A 16,816-nucleotide genomic window follows, 5' to 3' on the forward strand; every position below is an offset into this window, starting at 1 on the left:
GCAATCGCGGGCTTCCTCGTGCCCGTGCATAAGGCAGCCAGGCTACTCGCGGGCGTGGGGGAAACGGGCTGCTTACGGCCAGCAAGAGGCGGGCAGCAGAGCATTATATTTTGAAGGGGGTGATGGCCATGGATGATGGCTGGTGGTGGCGGCTATTGGCTTGTAAAGCGATTGAACAATCATATTGCGGAGGGATTTTCTATGTCCAAACAAGAACGTGTACTCACCGGCGACCGGATTACCGGGAAACTTCACCTGGGCCATTACGTCGGAAGCCTCAAAAACCGCTTGCTGCTGCAGGATCAGTACGAAACGTTTATATTACTCGCCGATGTACAGGCGTTAACGACCCATTTTGAAAACCCGAAAGTAATAAGTGAAAACTTGCGGAACGTGGCGCTCGATTACTTGTCCGTAGGGCTGCATCCGGAGAAGTCGACGATGTTTGTACAATCGATGATTCCGGAAATCGCGGAATTGACCGTATATTACTCGATGTTCGTCACCGTGAACGCGCTGCGGCATAATCCGACGATCAAGACGGAAGCAAAAGCCCGGGGCTACAAGGACATGTATTACGGCTTCCTGGGGTATCCCGTGAGCCAGGCGGCCGACATTACATTCTGCAAGGCGACGTTAGTTCCCGTAGGGGACGATCAGATCCCGCATATTGAACAAACAAGAAAAATTGTACGGCGGTTCAACGACCTGTACGCCCCGGTGCTGGTGGAGCCGGAAGCGATCGTAGGCGAGCGGCTGGAGGGGCTCGACGGCAGCAGCAAAATGAGCAAGAGCATGGGCAACGCGATTTTTCTCGATTCGAGCAGCGATGAAGTCGCCGCGCAAATCAAACGGGCCAAAACCGATCCGAACCGGATTCATAAAATGGATCCGGGCAACCCGGACATATGCCCGATTTATGATTACCACAGCGCGTTCCGTCCGGAGGGCTGCGGGGAAATTCGGCAAAACTGCAAGGCGGGAAAGATCGGCTGTTCGGATTGCAAAGGACTGGTGGTCCGCGCGATGAACGAGCTGCTTGAACCGATCCGCGAAGAGCGTTCGACCTACAGCGGGAGGCCGAAAGAAATCGACGAAATGATGATCGAGGGTACCCGCAAGGCGCGCCGTGTGGCCAAGGACACAATGACCGAGGTGCGGGAGGCCATGGGAATTAATTATTTTGGATAAAAAGGGGAGAGGCGTTTTCCCCGAATAAGGAGACGGAAGGGCTTGCCGATGCTTGCAAAGGCAGGTCCTTACCTTTGTCCATTGCTCGTTTTGTTGGTCTTGATGCCGCGAAGATTTACCTTTTTTGAAGTGACCTTTGTAAGAAGTACAATGGAACGAAAAAGGTAAATCGAAGCACGTGAAACGTTGGGAAGGAGAAAAATTGTTCCACGTGGCACAATTATGTATATTTTTTGAACAAATCAGGATAAGTTAAGGCAGTTGTGGTATAATAGACAAGATTTGGCGTTATGCGGGGCTCCATGTTCAAAGCGTGCTTGACGGAGCTGATTTGGGCTGCGTTCTGGGCCATTCATAACGCGCGTTTACTAGGGGGAGCACGGTATGGGAAAAGTTTTTGTTTGCGACCATCCGCTGATTCAGCACAAGCTGACATTCATTCGGGATGAAAGTACAACCACCAAAGATTTTCGCGAGCTGGTGGATGAAGTAGCCACATTGATGGCTTATGAAATTACAAGAAATATTCCGCTCCAAAAGGTGCAGGTTAAAACGCCCGTTACGACGGCGGAGTGCCGCGTTATTTCGGGACGTATGCTTGGCCTGATCCCTATTCTCCGCGCGGGGCTCGGCATGGTGGACGGCATTCTAAAGCTGGTGCCGGCGGCGAAAGTTGGCCATATCGGCTTATATCGCGATCCCGATACGCTGGAGCCGGTGGAATACTACGCAAAGCTGCCGACCGATGTGCAGGAGCGGGAACTGATCGTGATCGACCCTATGCTGGCGACGGGTGGCTCGGCCAATGCGGCGATTACCGCGCTGAAAAACCGCGGCTGCTCCCAGATCAAGCTCATGTGTCTGATTGCAGCGCCGGAAGGCGTACAAGCCGTGCAGAAAGTCCATCCGGACGTGGATTTGTATGTGGCGGCCATCGACGATCATTTGAACGATCACGGATATATCGTGCCGGGGCTCGGGGATGCGGGCGACCGCTTGTTCGGAACGAAATAAAATGTAATCGCAGTACATAGCGTGAAAGCGGAAAGGGGAAACCGTGTCGCATGAAAAAAATTAAAGTCATTACGATTTTCGGAACCCGCCCGGAGGCGGTCAAGATGGCTCCGCTTGTGAAAGAGCTGGAAAGACATCCGGAGCATATCGAATCGCTCGTTTGCGTTACGGCGCAGCACCGAGAGATGCTCGATCAAGTGCTCGAAATTTTCAAAATTAAACCTGACTACGATCTTGACGTCATGCAAGCAGGCCAGACGATCAATGAGCTGACGATTCGCGTGCTGCAAGGATTGGATCCGGTGTTGAAGGAAGCGCAGCCGGATTTGATCCTGGTGCATGGTGATACCTCCACGACGTTCTTGGGCAGTTATGCGGCATTTTTGAATCAAATTCAGGTAGGTCATGTGGAAGCGGGGCTTCGGACGTGGAACAAACTCTCGCCGTATCCGGAAGAAATGAACCGCCAGCTGACCGGCGTTTTATCGGATCTTCATTTTGCTCCGACCGGGTTGTCCGCGGATAACTTGAGGAAGGAAAATAAACCGGAAGATCGTATTTTCATTACGGGAAATACGGCAATTGACGTGTTCCAATATACGGTGCAGAAGGAGTTCTCGCATCCGATTCTGGATTGGGCGAAGGGCAAGCGTCTCGTGCTGATGACGGCGCACCGCCGAGAGTCGCAAGGCGAGCCACATCGCCGCGTATTCCGCGCCGTTCGACGCCTGGCCGATCAATTCGACGATATCGCGATTGCCTACCCGGTGCATATGAGTCCGGCCGTCAAAGGTCCGGCTTACGAAATGCTGAGCGGGCACGACCGGATCAAACTGATCGATCCGGTGGACGTGTTCGAACTCCACAACTTCTTTCCGCATACGCACCTCATCCTGACGGATTCGGGCGGATTGCAGGAAGAAGCGCCGACGTTCGGCGTGCCGGTGCTCGTGCTGCGCGATACGACAGAACGTCCGGAAGGCATTGACGCCGGGACGCTGAAGCTTGTCGGGACCGACGAGGACGAAATATTCGAACAGGCCAGCTTGCTGCTGACCGATCCATCCGCGTACGAAAAAATGAGCCGATCGGCGAATCCTTATGGCGATGGAAAAGCGGCGAAACGCATTGTACAAGCCATCCTTTACCATTTTGGACATGCCGATAAAAGGCCGGATCCTTTTCAACCGTGACAATCTGATGACAAACGATACAGCATACAGTTGTACTGTTTGGTTTAAGAATCGGAAAAATGTTGATGTATCAAGGGTTTCGTGATTTTTGTTACAGAAAAATTACCTAGTCGCGCGATTGACAAACTTGACTTTACTCCGATAAAATAAACTAGGATTGTGTAGGCGTTGCGGTTGCTGCGTCTCGCTGAACCGATAAGGAATGCTTATGAAAAAACCAAATTCAAGTGATAATCCATGGCGTGCGGTTGCCTTGACCAGCGCAATCGGCATTGACTTGGCCGTATGCTTGGGCGCCGGTTATTATGTTGGCGATTATTTCAGTCAACTGATGGGCGGCGGAGTAATGTGGATTCTCGGCGGTTTTTTGCTGGGGCTTGGTTCGGCCATCGGGAGCATTTACTTCATGATTAAGTACTACGGAGGGCTGTAATGGATGATTTTAAGGCCCATCTGAAAACGGTTCAAAATGTATTTTACTTTTTCCTGTCGTTATGTTTGGTATGCTGGGCCATGCTTGTGGATTACAGACCTTATTTTGCGGGTCTGATGCTGGGGGCCTTCGTTAGCCTCGTCAATGCGAAGTACCTTGCATGGAAAATCCATAAACTGACCGATACGCTGCCGGAAACAACGAGTAAGCGAAAGATGAACATGGGTTTCTTGACAAGAGCAGCGCTTGCCACCTTGGCAGCGGTCCTTGCATTGAAATACAAGCAGCACTTTTCGCTTCACACCGTTATAGCGGGATACTTTTTCATTCAATTGGCAACACTCGTATTGGGCTTCATTTCCATCAAGAAACAAAAATAGTAGGATTTCTTTGTTGAAAGGGGTGAAAATGAAAAATGGCAGAACACGTATCGCCGATTATTCAGCTTTTTGGCCTCCAAATTGATTTGGCAGCGTTGATCATGATTGTGGTCACGAGCGTTGTTGTTTTGATTCTCGCGATATCGGGATCCCGAAATGCCTCTGTAAACAATCCCTCTAAAATCCAAAATTTTATGGAATGGGTCATTGAATTCGTGCAGGGCATATTGGGGAGCACCTTTGGTTCTAAGCATGGCAAACCTTTTTTGACGCTTGGCCTTACGCTCATCATGTTTATTTTTATCGGGAACATGCTGGGACTTCCGTTCTCGTTCGTCACTGAGCACAAGGATGCAGCTTCGGCTACCATAGCCGGGCAGCAATTCATCAGCAATGAAGTTTTCGAAGAAGCTGCCAAGAAAGGGCATCACGAGGTTGGAGTGTCTTGGTGGAAATCACCTACGGCTGATGTGGCGGTGACCGGCGCTCTTGCGCTGCTCGTTATTTTCTTAAGTCACTATCTCGGCATCACGCGCAACACGAAGCATTATTTCAAGCACTATTTTGAGCCCAATCCATTGATGTTTCCGCTTCATCTCGTTGAAGTAGTCTCGAAGCCGCTTACGCTCGCTTTGCGTCTATACGGTAACATTTACGCCGGTGAGGTTATGATCAGCGTCATCATTGGCGCCGGATATTTCGGGATTATCCCGCTATTCGTATGGCAAGGCTTTAGTGTGTTTGTCGGCGCGATCCAAGCGTTTATCTTTACTATGTTGACGATGGTGTATATTTCGCAGGCGATGGTTCACGAAGAAGAAGGCCATTAACGCTAGGCCGCAAGGCAAAAAACAAAAAAACTTTTCCAAAATTAAGGGAGGATTTTCACAATGGGAGCTTTAGCATTAGTAGCAGCAGGTATCGTTTTTGGTTTGGGAGCATTGGGTGCAGGTATCGGTAACGGTTTGATCGTAGGTCGCGCAATCGAAGGGATTTCCCGTCAGCCTGAGCTTCGCGGTACGTTGCAAACGACGATGTTCCTCGGTATCGGTTTCGTTGAGGCCCTGCCGGTCGTTTCCCTGGTTCTTGCGTTCATTTTCTTGGGCAATGCCTAGAAACTTTTGGCGCGGACGGCCTTAAGCCTCCACGCCTTCGTTTTGCCTACGTTATCAGAAAGGAGTGACGTTACTTGCATATCCAATGGTCAACGTTTTTTATACAAATTGCAGCTTTCTTGATTCTTTATCTTCTCCTTCAAAAATATGCCTTCGGTCCGTTGTTTGGCATTATGGAGAAGCGTAGACAACTTGTTCAGGAACAAATCGTTACGGCGGAAAACAACCGCAAACAAGCGGAACAACTGTTAGAGGAGCAAAAGCAAGTGCTCCAGGAATCCCGCAAAGAAGCGTACGATATGATTGAGCAGGCGAAGGTAACCAGCTCCAAGCAAGCGGATGAGATCATCCAGCAAGCTAAGGCGGAAGCCGGCCGTCTGAAAGAGGAAGCCATTCGCGACATCGAGAACGAGAAGAACAAAGCTCTGGCTTCGCTCAAAAGCCAAGTCAGCGCCATGTCCGTTCTGATTGCTTCCAAAATTATCGAGAAGCAAATCGACGAGAAGTCCCAGGAGCAACTGGTTGAGCATTACCTGAAAGAGGTAGGAGGCAACCAATGAGCCAGGACACGATCGTAGCGAAGAGATATGCCAAAGCTTTATTCGAACTGGCGAAGGAACAAAATCGGGTCGCGGAAGTGGAAGCCGAGCTGCGCGGGATTGAAACCGCGCTGAAGCAAAATGTTGATTTCCGCAAGCTGATCGTGAGTCCGGGGTTAGATGCTTCCGTAAAAGCAGGGCTTATCAAATCCGTGTTCGAAGGTCAAATTTCGGAGACGACGATGAACACCCTGCTCCTTCTCATTCAAAAGGGAAGAGAAGAATTGTTGGAAGCGTTGATTACGTATTACATGGGTATTGCTAGCGAAGCACTCGGTCAGGCTAATGCCACTGTGTATTCGCCGATAGCTCTTAACGATGCGGAGCTAAGTCAGATCGCCGCAACGTTCAGCCAAATTACAGGCAAACAAATCCGAGTGGAATCGGTTCTCGATAAAAGCTTGATCGGCGGCATTCAAGTGCGCATCGGCGACCGTCTGTATGACGGAAGCTTGTCCGGCAAGCTCCAGCGTTTGCAAAAAACGTTGAATCAATCTCAAGCACTGTAGATAGGGGTGAGGAAAGTTGAGTATCAAACCGGAAGAAATCAGCACGCTGATTAAACAGCAGATTGAACAATATAAATCTGAAATTCAAGTCGTTGACGTGGGAACGGTCATTTATGTTGGTGACGGTGTTGCCCGTGCGCACGGCTTGGAAAATGTCATGGCGGGCGAGCTGCTCGAGTTTCCGAACGGGGTTCTGGGCTACGCTTTGAACCTGGAGGAAAGCAACGTAGGTATCGTTATTTTGGGGCCTTACACGGACATCCGCGAAGGCGACCAAGTGAAGCGTACCGGCCGCATTATGGAAGTTCCGGTCGGCGAAGAAATGATCGGCCGCGTCGTCAATCCGCTCGGACAACCGGTCGACGGCAAAGGTCCCATCAACACGACGCAGTTCCGTCCAATCGAGTCTCCGGCTCCGGGCGTAATGGCCCGTAAATCGGTTCACGAGCCGATGCAAACCGGTATCAAAGCGATCGACGCGATGATCCCGATCGGCCGCGGCCAGCGCGAGCTGATTATCGGCGACCGTCAAACGGGTAAAACCGCGATCGCCATCGATACGATCATCAACCAAAAAGGCAACGGAATCAAATGTATTTACGTTGCGATCGGCCAAAAGCAATCCACCGTCGTTAACGTGGTGGAAACGCTCCGCAGGGCGGGCGCGATGGATTACACCATCGTCGTTACGGCGAGTGCGTCCGAGCCTTCGCCAATGCTGTGGCTTGCTCCGTTTGCAGGCTGCGCTATGGGCGAGTACTTCATGTACAAAGGCGAGCACGTGCTGATCATCTATGACGACTTGTCCAAGCAAGCTGCCGCTTACCGCGAGCTCTCCTTGCTGCTCCGCCGACCTCCGGGTCGGGAAGCTTACCCGGGCGACGTATTCTATCTGCACTCCCGTCTGCTTGAGCGCGCAGCGAAGCTGAGCGACGAGCTCGGCGCAGGATCGCTCACGGCGTTGCCGTTCATCGAAACGCAAGCCGGCGACGTATCCGCCTATATCCCGACGAACGTGATCTCGATCACGGACGGTCAGATCTTCCTGGAGTCCGACCTGTTCTATTCCGGCCAGCGTCCGGCGGTTAACGTCGGTATCTCCGTATCCCGGGTAGGTAGCTCGGCACAAATCAAAGCGATGAAGAAGGTTGCCGGTACGCTCAAGACCGACCTTGCCCAATATCGTGAGCTTGCTGCGTTCGCAGCGTTCGGTTCCGATTTGGACCGTGCGACGCAAACCCGTTTGAACCGCGGTATTCGTACGCTCGAGCTCTTGAAGCAGGGCATCAATCAACCGCTGCCGGTTGAGAAGCAGGTTGCCGCGATCTATGTAGTCGTTAGAGGTCATATCGACGATCTTCCGGTCCAGGACGTTCGCCGTTTTGAAGCCGGGTTCCTGACATTCCTCGACTCCAACCGTCCGGAAATTCTTGCGAACATCCGCGATACGAACGATTTGACGGCGGATAATGAAAAAGCATTGGTGGATGCGATCCAACAGTTCAAAAAAGGGTTCGCTCCTTCGGCATAAATGACGTTTCACATTGCGGCTGATGGGTAAAGCCGCTGTGCATCGTGAGCTTCTCGACCTGAGGCGGGGAGCTCGGCGCTGCATGTAAAGCAAGTTAACAAGCTTTCGAAGTATGGCTTTCCGGCTACGGAAAGCTTCGAGAGAGAGGTGAGCACTGACATGGCAAAAGGTATGCGCGAGATTAAACGCCAAATCAAGTCGACACAAAATACGAAGCAGATCACCAAAGCAATGGAAATGGTCGCTGCAGCGAAGCTGAGAAGAGCGCAGCAGGCGGCTGAGTCGGCACGTCCCTATGCGGATAAGCTGAAGGAAGTTGTCGGCAGCATTGCAGCCGGGACGCGGGGTGTGAAGCATCCGATGTTGCAGAGCCGCGAGATCAAGAAGACGGGATATCTCGTCATTACGTCCGATCGCGGTTTGGCCGGCGGGTACAATGCCAACGTGCTGCGTAAAGTGGCAGCGGAAATCAAAGAAAAGCACAGCTCCCCGAGTGAGTATGCGATTTTTGTCATCGGCCGAAAAGGCAGAGACTTTTTCCGCAAGCGCAATATGCCGATTGTGGAGGAAGTGACGGGTCTTTCCGATTCACCCGCATTTTCCGATATTAAAGGCATCGCCGCTTCGGCGGTGCGGAATTTTGAGAATGGTTCGTACGATGAACTGTACCTGGTGTACAACGAATTTAAAAACGCTATTTCCCAGATTCCTGTAATTAAGCGGTTGTTGCCGCTTGACGATATGAGCGGTTCGGCGGGTTCGAACTATGAGTACGAGCCTTCACCAGAAGGCGTGCTGGAAGTGCTGCTGCCGAAATATGCCGAAACGTTAATATACAGTGCCGTATTGGACGGAAAAGCGAGTGAATTCGGCGCGAGAATGACGGCGATGAACAACGCTACGAAGAATGCGACGAAGATGATCAGCACGTACACGCTTGCGTACAACCGTGCGCGTCAGGCATCCATTACGCAGGAAATTTCCGAGATCGTTGCGGGTGCGAACGCCGCACAGTGATTATATAAAGCCGGGCTTCCGCCCGGCAAATGCTTTCGAAGCAGTTTTGCCAGAGCAAAGCTTAACTAGGAGGGAAAACAGTGAGCAAAGGGCGCGTTATTAACGTAACGGGGCCGGTTGTCGACGTCGAGTTCGAGGGTGGACACCTCCCGGAAATTTTGAATGCGATCAGAATTGAAAAAAAAGCGCAAATCGAAGGCGAACGCGACATTAGCCTGACGGTTGAAACAGCGGTTCACCTGGGCGATAACATGGTTCGTTGTATTGCCATGTCAACTACTGACGGGTTGGTTCGCGGTATGGAAGCCATCGATACGGGTGCTCCGATTTCCGTACCGGTCGGTGCGGCAACGCTTGGCCGCGTATTTAACGTTTTGGGTGAACCGATTGACGGTACGGGAGAAGTGGATCGTACACTGACGAGCCCGATTCATAAACCGGCTCCTGCGTTCGATGATTTGTCGACGCAAGTCGAAATTCTGGAAACCGGGATCAAGGTTATCGATTTGATGGCGCCTTATGTTAAAGGCGGTAAAATCGGCCTGTTCGGCGGCGCCGGCGTTGGTAAAACAGTAACGCTGCAAGAATTGATCCACAACATCGCTTCCGAGCTGGGCGGTATTTCCGTATTCGCCGGCGTAGGCGAAAGAACGCGCGAAGGTAATGACTTGTACCATGAAATGAGCGACTCCGGCGTTATTTCGAAAACCGCGATGGTTTTCGGACAAATGAACGAGCCGCCGGGTGCCCGTCTTCGCGTAGCTTTGACCGGCTTGACCATGGCTGAATATTTCCGCGATCAAGAAGGCCGTGACGTGCTTCTGCTGGTCGATAACATTTTCCGTTTCACCCAAGCGGGTTCCGAGGTTTCCGCGTTGCTCGGCCGTATGCCTTCCGCGGTAGGTTACCAGCCGACGCTGGCTACCGAGATGGGTCAGCTGCAAGAGCGGATCACATCGACGAAGAACGGTTCCGTTACGTCGATCCAGGCGATCTACGTTCCTGCGGACGACTATACCGACCCGGCTCCGGCTACGGCGTTTGCACATTTGGACGCAACGACGAACTTGGAGCGTAACATTGCGGCGATGGGTATTTTCCCTGCGGTCGATCCGCTCGCTTCCTCTTCCCGGATTTTGACGCCGGAAGTATTGGGCGAAGAGCATTACAATGTAGCTCAAGGCGTGAAGAAGCTTCTTCAGCGCTACAAGGAGCTTCTCGATATTATCGCGATTTTGGGTATGGATGAGTTGTCCGACGAGGACAAATTGGTTGTACTCCGCGCAAGACGCGTACAATTGTTCCTTTCGCAGCCGCTTCACGTGGCGGAAGCGTTCAACGGGATTCCGGGCATCTACGTACCGGTTAAAGATACGGTACGCAGCTTCAAAGAAATTTTGGACGGCAAGCACGACAACCTTCCGGAGCCGGCATTCCACAACGTGGGTACAATCGAGGATGCCGTTGAAAAGGCGAAGACGCTGTAATCGAGTATCCTAGGAGGCGAAGTAAGTGAGCACATTCCTGTTGGAAGTCGTAACTCCGGAGCGTAAAGCGTACGCCGAGCAGGTGAACATGATTATTGCGAAGGGCGTCGACGGAGAGCTTGGAATTCTGCCAAATCACATTCCGCTGGTCACTCCACTGAAGATCGCTCCGATTACCGTGAAGAAGCAAGGGGCTAAAGACGAGCTTATCGCGGTGAACGGCGGTTTTATGGAAGTGCGCAAGGATAAGGTGGTTATACTGGCGGAAAGCGCCGAGCTGCCGGAACAAATCGATATCGAACGGGCTCAATCGGCCAAGGAACGCGCTCAAAAACGATTGTCCGCTTCGAAGCAGGACGACATCGATTTCAAACGCGCCGAACTGGCATTGCAAAGAGCGATGAATCGGATTGACGTATCCGGAAAAAAATAAAGCATGAAAAGGCGGGGGGAGCTCCTTCGCCTTTTTCATATATGTAAGGAAATGTTAGACACCCCCATAGTCATTTGATATAATTGGTAAGGCATCTAAAAAGGAATCTGTGCAAGGGATGGGAAGTTCTGATAAAAGCTCGCGTTCAAATTCGGGGACGATTGGCTGTAAAGGGCTTCTTTATGCTATTGCTTGGTTCAAGGTTGCAGCCGTTCGTTGATTCGTTATAGCGGGTACAACCGAAAAGAACATACAGGGAGGCGGTTCGTTCGCGATGTATAGCAATAACTACGTGGTCGTAACGATATTTCTGTTCTTAGCCGTATTGCTTCCAATTGCAGCGCTTACAATCGGCAGATGGCTGCGGCCTTACAAACCGACGGAAAGCAAGTATACGACTTATGAAAGCGGTAACGAGCCTGTAGGCGGCGGTCAAGTGCGTTTCAATATCCGCTATTACCTTTTTGCGCTGATGTTTGTCATTTTTGATGTGGAAACCGTATTTCTGTATCCTTGGGCCGTTGCATATAAGCAATTAGGCTTGTTTGCGCTTGTAGAGATGTGCATATTCGTGGCCTTGCTCGTCATAGGCTTACTTTATGCTTGGAAAAAGAAGGTGCTGCAATGGACTTCAATTTAGAGTCGATTTCGCCGGAGGAACGGCGAGAGTTGGAACGCAACGTTTTCATGACAACATTGGAACAAATTAAAGCGTGGGCGCGCAGCAATTCGCTGTGGCCGCTTACGTTCGGTCTTGCCTGCTGTGCCATTGAAATGATGGGCACAGGCGCATCGCACTATGATTTGGACCGGTTCGGCGTCATCTTCCGCACTTCGCCTCGGCAGTCCGACGTTATGATCGTAGCTGGGACGGTAACGAAAAAGATGGCTCCGCTGCTGCGCCGATTGTACGATCAGATGCCCGAGCCCAAATGGGTCATTGCCATGGGTTCCTGTGCTACGGCGGGCGGTCCTTATGTGAAATCATATGCTGTTGTAAAAGGCGTGGACCAAGTCGTTCCCGTCGATGTATATATTCCGGGTTGCCCGCCCAATCCTGCCGCTCTGATCTACGGCATTAACAAGCTGCAGGAAAAAATCCGCTACGAAGCGAAAACCGGTAAGCAGGTGACGAATGTATGAGCGACGAGCAAAAGCGTGATAAGCCCGAAACCGCGGGAGCATCGGACGATGTAACGAAGAAGCCGCAAAGCGAGCCCCCTTCCGAGGGCGGAGGCGGCCAAGCAGGGAGCGAAGCGCCAACCGCCACGCCGGTAGAGGGCGAAGCAAAAGCGGCCCCGATGAGCGGCGAGCCGTCAGCTGCGCCTGGCGCAGACATCACGAAAGCCGGCGGCGCCGGGGAACCGCCGGGCGGCTACAAGGAAGCGCAGGCGAAGCCGGAGGCCGACGGCGAAGCCGCGCCGCCTGCAGCGGAAGCGGCCGCGCCGGTGGATGCGGAGCGTGAGGCGAAGCTGAAGGCGGCGGCGGATGCAAGAGCGGCCCGAGCCGCAGCACGCGCTGCGCAGGCAGGAGCCGAGCAGGGCGATGCGCCCGCAGCGGAAGCGGCCGCGCCGACCGACGCCGAGAAAGAGGCGAAGGCAAAGGCGGCGGCAGAAGCGAGAGCCGCGCGCGCGAGCGCTCGAGCCGCGAAGACGGCGGAGCCGGAAGGGCCGAAGGAGCCTTCGCCCAGTCAGCCGCTGTTGGATCGGCTTGTGGCCATTCTGAAGGAGAGTAACCCCGACTGTGTCGAGGATGCGTTCGTTAATGAAAAAGGCGGTCATGTGCCGTATGTCGTAGTCAAAGGCGACAACTGGCTGTCTGCCGCGGAAGTGTTGAAACATCATTCGGAGCTCAAGCTGGATTACCTCCGCAACGTTTCCGGTATCGACATGGAAACGCATATGGAGGTTGCCTATCATCTGATCTCCCTTGAAATGAAACGCGATTATGTCGTCAAGGTAAGAACGAACCGTGAGGCACCTTCGGTTCCATCCGTTACAGGCTTATGGCCGACGGCAAACTGGAACGAAAGGGAAATTTATGATTTGTTCGGTATCGATTTTCCGGGGCATCCCGACCTGCGCCGCATTATGATGGCTGACGATTGGATCGGTCACCCGCTGCGCAAAGACTACGAGCCGCTCGACCCGGAGGTGTAAATAAGCGTGTCCATAAGAACGGAAGAACTGCTATTGAACGTAGGCCCACAGCATCCAAGTACGCACGGGGTATTCCGCATCGTCGTGAAGCTGGACGGCGAGATCATTACGCAAGCGGATCCGGTGATGGGCTACTTGCATCGGGGAACGGAAAAGCTGGCGGAAGACTTGACGTATACTCAGATTATTCCTTATACGGACCGGATGGACTACGTCTCCGCGATGACCAATAACTATGTGCTGGTGCATGCTGTAGAGAAGCTGATGCAGTTGGAAATTCCCGAAAGAGCGGAGTTTTTGCGGCTGATCGTCATGGAGTTGCAGCGCATAGCAAGCCATATGGTATGGTGGGGAACGTATTTGCTCGATATCGGAGCGATGAGCCCCTTTTTGTATGCGTTCCGCGATCGGGAGATTATTATTAATTTATTCAACGAGCTGTGCGGTGCGCGCCTGACGTACAATTATATGCGCGTCGGCGGCGTCAAATGGGATGCCCCGGAAGGCTGGATTCAAAAAGTACGCGATTTCATCCCGTATATGCGCGATAAATTGGAAGAGTACAACGACCTTGTCAGCGGCAACGAAATATTTTTGGCGCGGATCAAGGGCATCGGTAAATATGATGCGGAAACGGCAATCGCTTACGGACTTAGCGGCGCCAATCTGCGATGTACCGGGGTCGACTGGGATCTGCGGAAAACGCAGCCCTACAGCTTGTACAACCGGTTTGAATTCGATGTGCCGGTGCGAACCGGCGGTGACTGTTACGATCGTTACTTGCTTCGTCTGGAGGAAATTCGGCAATCGCTGCGAATACTGGAGCAAGCCGTCGAGCAGTTTCCTGCGGAGGGCGAGATTATGGGGAAAGCGCCCAGAGTCATTCGTCCGCCGGAAGGGGAAGTTTATGCGGCAATTGAATCACCGCGAGGTGAGATCGGCTGCTATATCGTGTCCAAGGGCAAAGATAAGCCGTATCGCCTGAAATTCCGCCGGCCGTCTTTTGTGAATTTGCAAATATTGCCGAAGCTGCTTGTTGGCGAATCGATGACGAATTTAATTACAATTCTCGGAGGCGTGGATATCGTCGTCGGGGAGGTGGACTGCTAATGCCGGAATTATTACAGCAACAGCTCACTTGGGTGAACTTTGCTATTTTCTTCGCGTGGGGCGTCGTTCTGCTGCTAGTCGTGCTGGGCTTCGTGACGTATGCGATATACTTTGAACGAAAAGTCATTGGATGGATGCAGATGCGGATCGGTCCGAACCGAGTAGGACCGCTAGGATTGCTGCAATCGGTTGCTGACGTATTCAAGCTGTTGATTAAAGAAGATACGATCCCGCGCAAAGCGGAACGCGAGCTGTTCATTTTGGCACCGGTCATCACGTTTATTCCCGCGTTCACCGTCATCGCCGCGATTCCGTTTACGGACCGGCTGATCAGCAGCGATTTGAACATCGGCGTGCTGTTCTACGTCGCGCTGTCCGGCATATCGACGATCGGTATCGTGCTCGGGGGCTGGGCTTCGAATAATAAGTATGCGCTGCTAGGCGGCATGCGTTCCGCGGCGCAAATGATCAGCTACGAAATTCCGCTCGTTATTTCCGTTGTAGGAACCGTTATGATGACGGGGAGCATGAATTTGCGGACGATTGCCGATTTTCAGGCCGGAGGCTTCTGGCATTGGAACTTCCTGCCGCAAATTATCGGCTTTTGCGTCTTCGTGATCGCTGCGGTTTCAGAGTTGAACCGAACGCCGTTCGATTTGCCGGAAGCGGAATCCGAACTTGTAGCCGGTTACCACGTCGAATACAGCGGCTTTCGTTTCGCCTTCTTCATGCTTGCGGAATATGTGTATGTATTTGCCATTGCGGGCTTAACGACTACGTTGTTTTTAGGCGGGTGGCATGCACCGTTTCCTTTCCTTGATTTTATTCCGGGAATCATCTGGTTCCTGCTCAAATTTTCGTCCATCGTCTTCTTCCTTTTCTGGCTGCGTGCCACGTTACCGCGGGTGCGTGTCGACCAATTGATGGGACTGGGGTGGAAAGTGCTGCTGCCGCTGTCGCTGGTGAATATTTTTGTAACGGCAATCTATATGGCGATTGCGATGTAAATGTTCGTTTGTCGCACAAGCTGCCGCAATAAAAGATATGTCGGTTGTCAAAGCGATCGAAGCCGATTGTCAGTTGTCAACAACGTTGCAACTGCTACAAACAGGTCCATCAGTTGTCAGTTGTCAACAACGTTGCAACTGTTACAAAACAGGTCCATCGATTGTCAGTTGTCAACAGCGTTGCAACTGCTACAAGCGCATCACGCCGTTTGTCAGTTGCCAACAGAAAGGGTGAGAACCAATGAAGGGCATTATCAAGGGCTTAGGCGTTACCTTCAAGAGCATGACGCAAAAAAAGATCACTTACGCCTATCCCGACGTACCGCTCGAAATGCCGGATCGGTTTCGCGGAATTCAGCATTTCGACCCTGAAAAATGTATTGTATGCAACCAGTGCGCGCGCATTTGTCCGACAGAATGCATCAACTTGACCGGCAAGGCGAATCCGGATCCGGAGAAAAAGGGCAAAGTCATCGACACCTACGACATCAACTTCGAGATTTGCATTCTTTGCGACTTGTGTACCGAGGTATGTCCGACGGAAGCGATCGTCATGACGAACAACTTTGAACTGAGCGCTTACAGCCGCGACGATTTGTTTAAAAATTTGCAGTGGCTCAATGAAAATAATGTGAATGTGCGTAAGGAAAACAATTCGGCGCTTCCGAAAGGTGGGGCTAAGTAATGCTGGGCAATATTGCAAGCTTCCTATCAAGCGGTCAAAATGTAGCTTTCTTTATTTGCGCCCTGCTTGCGATCGGCGGAGCGATTTTTATGCTCAGCTTTACGAAGGTCGTTCATATGCTGACAGCCCTAGCGCTGACATTCATCAGCCTGGCCGGCTTGTATGTGGTGCTCGAGGCAGAGTTCGTTGCCGTTGTGCAAATATTAATCTATGCCGGCGCCATCTCGATACTGATGATCTTCGGGATTATGATGACGAAACACCAAGGGGAAGAGCAGGAGCCGAAACGCCCTTGGCACAGCGGCTTGCTTTTTGTCGGAGCGGCAGCGCTGTTCGGGATTATCTTCTACGCGATCCAGAAGACGGAGCTTCCTTCCGGTACGTTCACATCAGCTGAAGATAACACGCTCGAGATCGGTAAACTGCTCTTCAGCGCGCACGTGATTCCGTTCGAGCTCATGTCGGTGCTGCTGACGGTCGCTTTTATAGGCGCGATCATCGTTGCGAAGAGAGAGGAGGACTGACGTATGGGACCTGCTGCAGCCGGACTCGCGACGCCTTACTTGACGCTTGCTGCGATTCTTTTCTGTATCGGACTGTACGGCGCATTGTCTAAGAAAAATGCCGTCATCGTGCTGCTGTCGATTGAGCTGATGCTCAATGCCGTCAACCTGAATCTGGTCGCTTTCTCCAAGCTGGGCGTACACCCTGGTTTGACCGGACAAATTTTCTCGCTGTTCAATATTACCGTTGCCGCAGCCGAGGCTGCCGTCGGTATAGCGATATTGATCGCGTTCTATCGCAACAAAGGAACCACGGATGTTAACGAGATGGACTCGATGAAGCGATAATCATTGCTTCCGTGTGGATATTTCGCCGAAGAGGCCCGTTTGCTGAACAACATGCTTACGGATTAGCTTGCCAAGCGTTGCGGCGGAGATATCGGGATGCGG

At 52.1% G+C, this 16,816-nt stretch carries 21 protein-coding genes; all 21 read left to right on the top strand.

What is annotated here, in order from left to right; all coding sequences use genetic code 11:
• Positions 1 to 201 precede the first annotated feature (201 nt).
• The 21 genes from trpS (at position 202) to nuoK (ending at position 16,714) form a co-directional block, all read left to right on the top strand.
• Positions 202 to 1,191, top strand: a complete 990-nt coding sequence (gene trpS / locus ACFQI7_RS29345; RefSeq protein WP_218102360.1) for a tryptophan--tRNA ligase — start codon at positions 202 to 204, stop codon at positions 1,189 to 1,191.
• Positions 1,192 to 1,575: 384 nt separating this feature from the next.
• Complete coding sequence (gene upp, locus ACFQI7_RS29350; protein ID WP_218102359.1) at positions 1,576 to 2,205, top strand: uracil phosphoribosyltransferase; 630 nt, start codon at positions 1,576 to 1,578, stop codon at positions 2,203 to 2,205.
• A gap of 50 nt (positions 2,206 to 2,255) precedes the next feature.
• A complete protein-coding gene (gene wecB, locus ACFQI7_RS29355; RefSeq protein ID WP_218102358.1) occupies positions 2,256 to 3,398 on the top strand; it encodes a non-hydrolyzing UDP-N-acetylglucosamine 2-epimerase in 1,143 nt (380 codons plus the stop codon).
• 208 nt (positions 3,399 to 3,606) lie between these two features.
• Positions 3,607 to 3,831, top strand: a complete 225-nt coding sequence (locus tag ACFQI7_RS29360; RefSeq protein WP_218102357.1) for a hypothetical protein — start codon at positions 3,607 to 3,609, stop codon at positions 3,829 to 3,831.
• On the top strand, positions 3,831 to 4,211 hold the full coding sequence (locus tag ACFQI7_RS29365; protein WP_218102356.1) for an ATP synthase subunit I: 381 nt from the start codon (positions 3,831 to 3,833) through the stop codon (positions 4,209 to 4,211). Before ACFQI7_RS29360 ends, ACFQI7_RS29365 begins: the two co-directional genes overlap by 1 nt.
• A gap of 35 nt (positions 4,212 to 4,246) precedes the next feature.
• Positions 4,247 to 5,041 carry a F0F1 ATP synthase subunit A gene (gene atpB, locus ACFQI7_RS29370; RefSeq protein ID WP_218102355.1) on the top strand — a complete coding sequence of 265 codons (795 nt, stop codon included), beginning with the start codon at positions 4,247 to 4,249 and terminating at the stop codon, positions 5,039 to 5,041.
• Positions 5,042 to 5,101: 60 nt separating this feature from the next.
• Positions 5,102 to 5,326, top strand: coding sequence for a F0F1 ATP synthase subunit C (atpE, locus tag ACFQI7_RS29375; protein ID WP_218102354.1), 225 nt, complete (start codon positions 5,102 to 5,104; stop codon positions 5,324 to 5,326).
• A 74-nt stretch (positions 5,327 to 5,400) separates the two neighbouring features.
• Positions 5,401 to 5,886 carry a F0F1 ATP synthase subunit B gene (atpF, locus tag ACFQI7_RS29380; protein WP_218102353.1) on the top strand — a complete coding sequence of 162 codons (486 nt, stop codon included), beginning with the start codon at positions 5,401 to 5,403 and terminating at the stop codon, positions 5,884 to 5,886.
• Positions 5,883 to 6,434 carry a F0F1 ATP synthase subunit delta gene (locus ACFQI7_RS29385; protein ID WP_218102352.1) on the top strand — a complete coding sequence of 184 codons (552 nt, stop codon included), beginning with the start codon at positions 5,883 to 5,885 and terminating at the stop codon, positions 6,432 to 6,434. The genes atpF and ACFQI7_RS29385 overlap by 4 nt, the downstream gene beginning before the upstream one ends.
• A gap of 16 nt (positions 6,435 to 6,450) precedes the next feature.
• A complete protein-coding gene (gene atpA, locus ACFQI7_RS29390) occupies positions 6,451 to 7,965 on the top strand; it encodes a F0F1 ATP synthase subunit alpha (protein ID WP_218102351.1) in 1,515 nt (504 codons plus the stop codon).
• Positions 7,966 to 8,124: 159 nt separating this feature from the next.
• Positions 8,125 to 8,982 (top strand): ATP synthase F1 subunit gamma, encoded by an 858-nt coding sequence (atpG, locus tag ACFQI7_RS29395; RefSeq protein WP_218102350.1) that lies wholly within the window; start codon positions 8,125 to 8,127, stop codon positions 8,980 to 8,982.
• A gap of 80 nt (positions 8,983 to 9,062) precedes the next feature.
• Positions 9,063 to 10,469 carry a F0F1 ATP synthase subunit beta gene (gene atpD / locus ACFQI7_RS29400; protein WP_218102349.1) on the top strand — a complete coding sequence of 469 codons (1,407 nt, stop codon included), beginning with the start codon at positions 9,063 to 9,065 and terminating at the stop codon, positions 10,467 to 10,469.
• 25 nt (positions 10,470 to 10,494) lie between these two features.
• Positions 10,495 to 10,902: a F0F1 ATP synthase subunit epsilon gene (locus ACFQI7_RS29405; protein WP_218102348.1), complete on the top strand. Its 408-nt coding sequence runs from the start codon at positions 10,495 to 10,497 to the stop codon at positions 10,900 to 10,902.
• A 274-nt stretch (positions 10,903 to 11,176) separates the two neighbouring features.
• Entirely contained in the window at positions 11,177 to 11,542 is a 366-nt protein-coding gene (locus ACFQI7_RS29410; protein WP_218102347.1) for an NADH-quinone oxidoreductase subunit A, read from the top strand.
• Positions 11,527 to 12,045: a NuoB/complex I 20 kDa subunit family protein gene (locus tag ACFQI7_RS29415; protein ID WP_218102346.1), complete on the top strand. Its 519-nt coding sequence runs from the start codon at positions 11,527 to 11,529 to the stop codon at positions 12,043 to 12,045. The genes ACFQI7_RS29410 and ACFQI7_RS29415 overlap by 16 nt, the downstream gene beginning before the upstream one ends.
• The gene (locus tag ACFQI7_RS29420) at positions 12,042 to 13,061 is read left to right on the top strand and encodes an NADH-quinone oxidoreductase subunit C (protein WP_218102345.1); all 1,020 of its coding nucleotides are present in this window, start codon (positions 12,042 to 12,044) and stop codon (positions 13,059 to 13,061) included. Before ACFQI7_RS29415 ends, ACFQI7_RS29420 begins: the two co-directional genes overlap by 4 nt.
• A gap of 6 nt (positions 13,062 to 13,067) precedes the next feature.
• Positions 13,068 to 14,171, top strand: coding sequence for an NADH-quinone oxidoreductase subunit D (locus ACFQI7_RS29425; RefSeq protein WP_218102344.1), 1,104 nt, complete (start codon positions 13,068 to 13,070; stop codon positions 14,169 to 14,171).
• Positions 14,171 to 15,178: an NADH-quinone oxidoreductase subunit NuoH gene (gene nuoH, locus ACFQI7_RS29430; RefSeq protein ID WP_218102343.1), complete on the top strand. Its 1,008-nt coding sequence runs from the start codon at positions 14,171 to 14,173 to the stop codon at positions 15,176 to 15,178. The genes ACFQI7_RS29425 and nuoH overlap by 1 nt, the downstream gene beginning before the upstream one ends.
• 241 nt (positions 15,179 to 15,419) lie before the next feature.
• The gene (nuoI, locus tag ACFQI7_RS29435) at positions 15,420 to 15,863 is read left to right on the top strand and encodes an NADH-quinone oxidoreductase subunit NuoI (protein ID WP_218102342.1); all 444 of its coding nucleotides are present in this window, start codon (positions 15,420 to 15,422) and stop codon (positions 15,861 to 15,863) included.
• Positions 15,863 to 16,387: an NADH-quinone oxidoreductase subunit J gene (locus tag ACFQI7_RS29440; RefSeq protein ID WP_218102341.1), complete on the top strand. Its 525-nt coding sequence runs from the start codon at positions 15,863 to 15,865 to the stop codon at positions 16,385 to 16,387. Before nuoI ends, ACFQI7_RS29440 begins: the two co-directional genes overlap by 1 nt.
• A gap of 3 nt (positions 16,388 to 16,390) precedes the next feature.
• On the top strand, positions 16,391 to 16,714 hold the full coding sequence (gene nuoK, locus ACFQI7_RS29445) for an NADH-quinone oxidoreductase subunit NuoK (RefSeq protein ID WP_218102340.1): 324 nt from the start codon (positions 16,391 to 16,393) through the stop codon (positions 16,712 to 16,714).
• Positions 16,715 to 16,816 lie beyond the last annotated feature (102 nt).

Origin of the sequence: Paenibacillus allorhizosphaerae, from assembly GCF_042659105.1 — a bacterium.
Lineage (GTDB): Bacteria > Bacillota > Bacilli > Paenibacillales > NBRC-103111 > Paenibacillus_G > Paenibacillus_G allorhizosphaerae.

Excerpts from the sequence above, each read along its gene's own strand:
- ACFQI7_RS29385 (WP_218102352.1), top strand. The coding sequence starts at position 5,883 with ATGAGCCAGGACACGATCGTAGCGAAGAGATATGCCAAAGCTTTATTC.
- ACFQI7_RS29420 (WP_218102345.1), top strand. The coding sequence starts at position 12,042 with ATGAGCGACGAGCAAAAGCGTGATAAGCCCGAAACCGCGGGAGCATCG.
- trpS (WP_218102360.1), top strand. The coding sequence starts at position 202 with ATGTCCAAACAAGAACGTGTACTCACCGGCGACCGGATTACCGGGAAA.
- atpG (WP_218102350.1), top strand. The coding sequence starts at position 8,125 with ATGGCAAAAGGTATGCGCGAGATTAAACGCCAAATCAAGTCGACACAA.
- ACFQI7_RS29415 (WP_218102346.1), top strand. The coding sequence starts at position 11,527 with ATGGACTTCAATTTAGAGTCGATTTCGCCGGAGGAACGGCGAGAGTTG.
- ACFQI7_RS29365 (WP_218102356.1), top strand. The coding sequence starts at position 3,831 with ATGGATGATTTTAAGGCCCATCTGAAAACGGTTCAAAATGTATTTTAC.
- atpB (WP_218102355.1), top strand. The coding sequence starts at position 4,247 with ATGGCAGAACACGTATCGCCGATTATTCAGCTTTTTGGCCTCCAAATT.
- nuoH (WP_218102343.1), top strand. The coding sequence starts at position 14,171 with ATGCCGGAATTATTACAGCAACAGCTCACTTGGGTGAACTTTGCTATT.
- wecB (WP_218102358.1), top strand. The coding sequence starts at position 2,256 with ATGAAAAAAATTAAAGTCATTACGATTTTCGGAACCCGCCCGGAGGCG.
- ACFQI7_RS29410 (WP_218102347.1), top strand. The coding sequence starts at position 11,177 with ATGTATAGCAATAACTACGTGGTCGTAACGATATTTCTGTTCTTAGCC.
- ACFQI7_RS29360 (WP_218102357.1), top strand. The coding sequence starts at position 3,607 with ATGAAAAAACCAAATTCAAGTGATAATCCATGGCGTGCGGTTGCCTTG.
- nuoI (WP_218102342.1), top strand. The coding sequence starts at position 15,420 with ATGAAGGGCATTATCAAGGGCTTAGGCGTTACCTTCAAGAGCATGACG.
- nuoK (WP_218102340.1), top strand. The coding sequence starts at position 16,391 with ATGGGACCTGCTGCAGCCGGACTCGCGACGCCTTACTTGACGCTTGCT.
- ACFQI7_RS29440 (WP_218102341.1), top strand. The coding sequence starts at position 15,863 with ATGCTGGGCAATATTGCAAGCTTCCTATCAAGCGGTCAAAATGTAGCT.
- atpE (WP_218102354.1), top strand. The coding sequence starts at position 5,102 with ATGGGAGCTTTAGCATTAGTAGCAGCAGGTATCGTTTTTGGTTTGGGA.
- upp (WP_218102359.1), top strand. The coding sequence starts at position 1,576 with ATGGGAAAAGTTTTTGTTTGCGACCATCCGCTGATTCAGCACAAGCTG.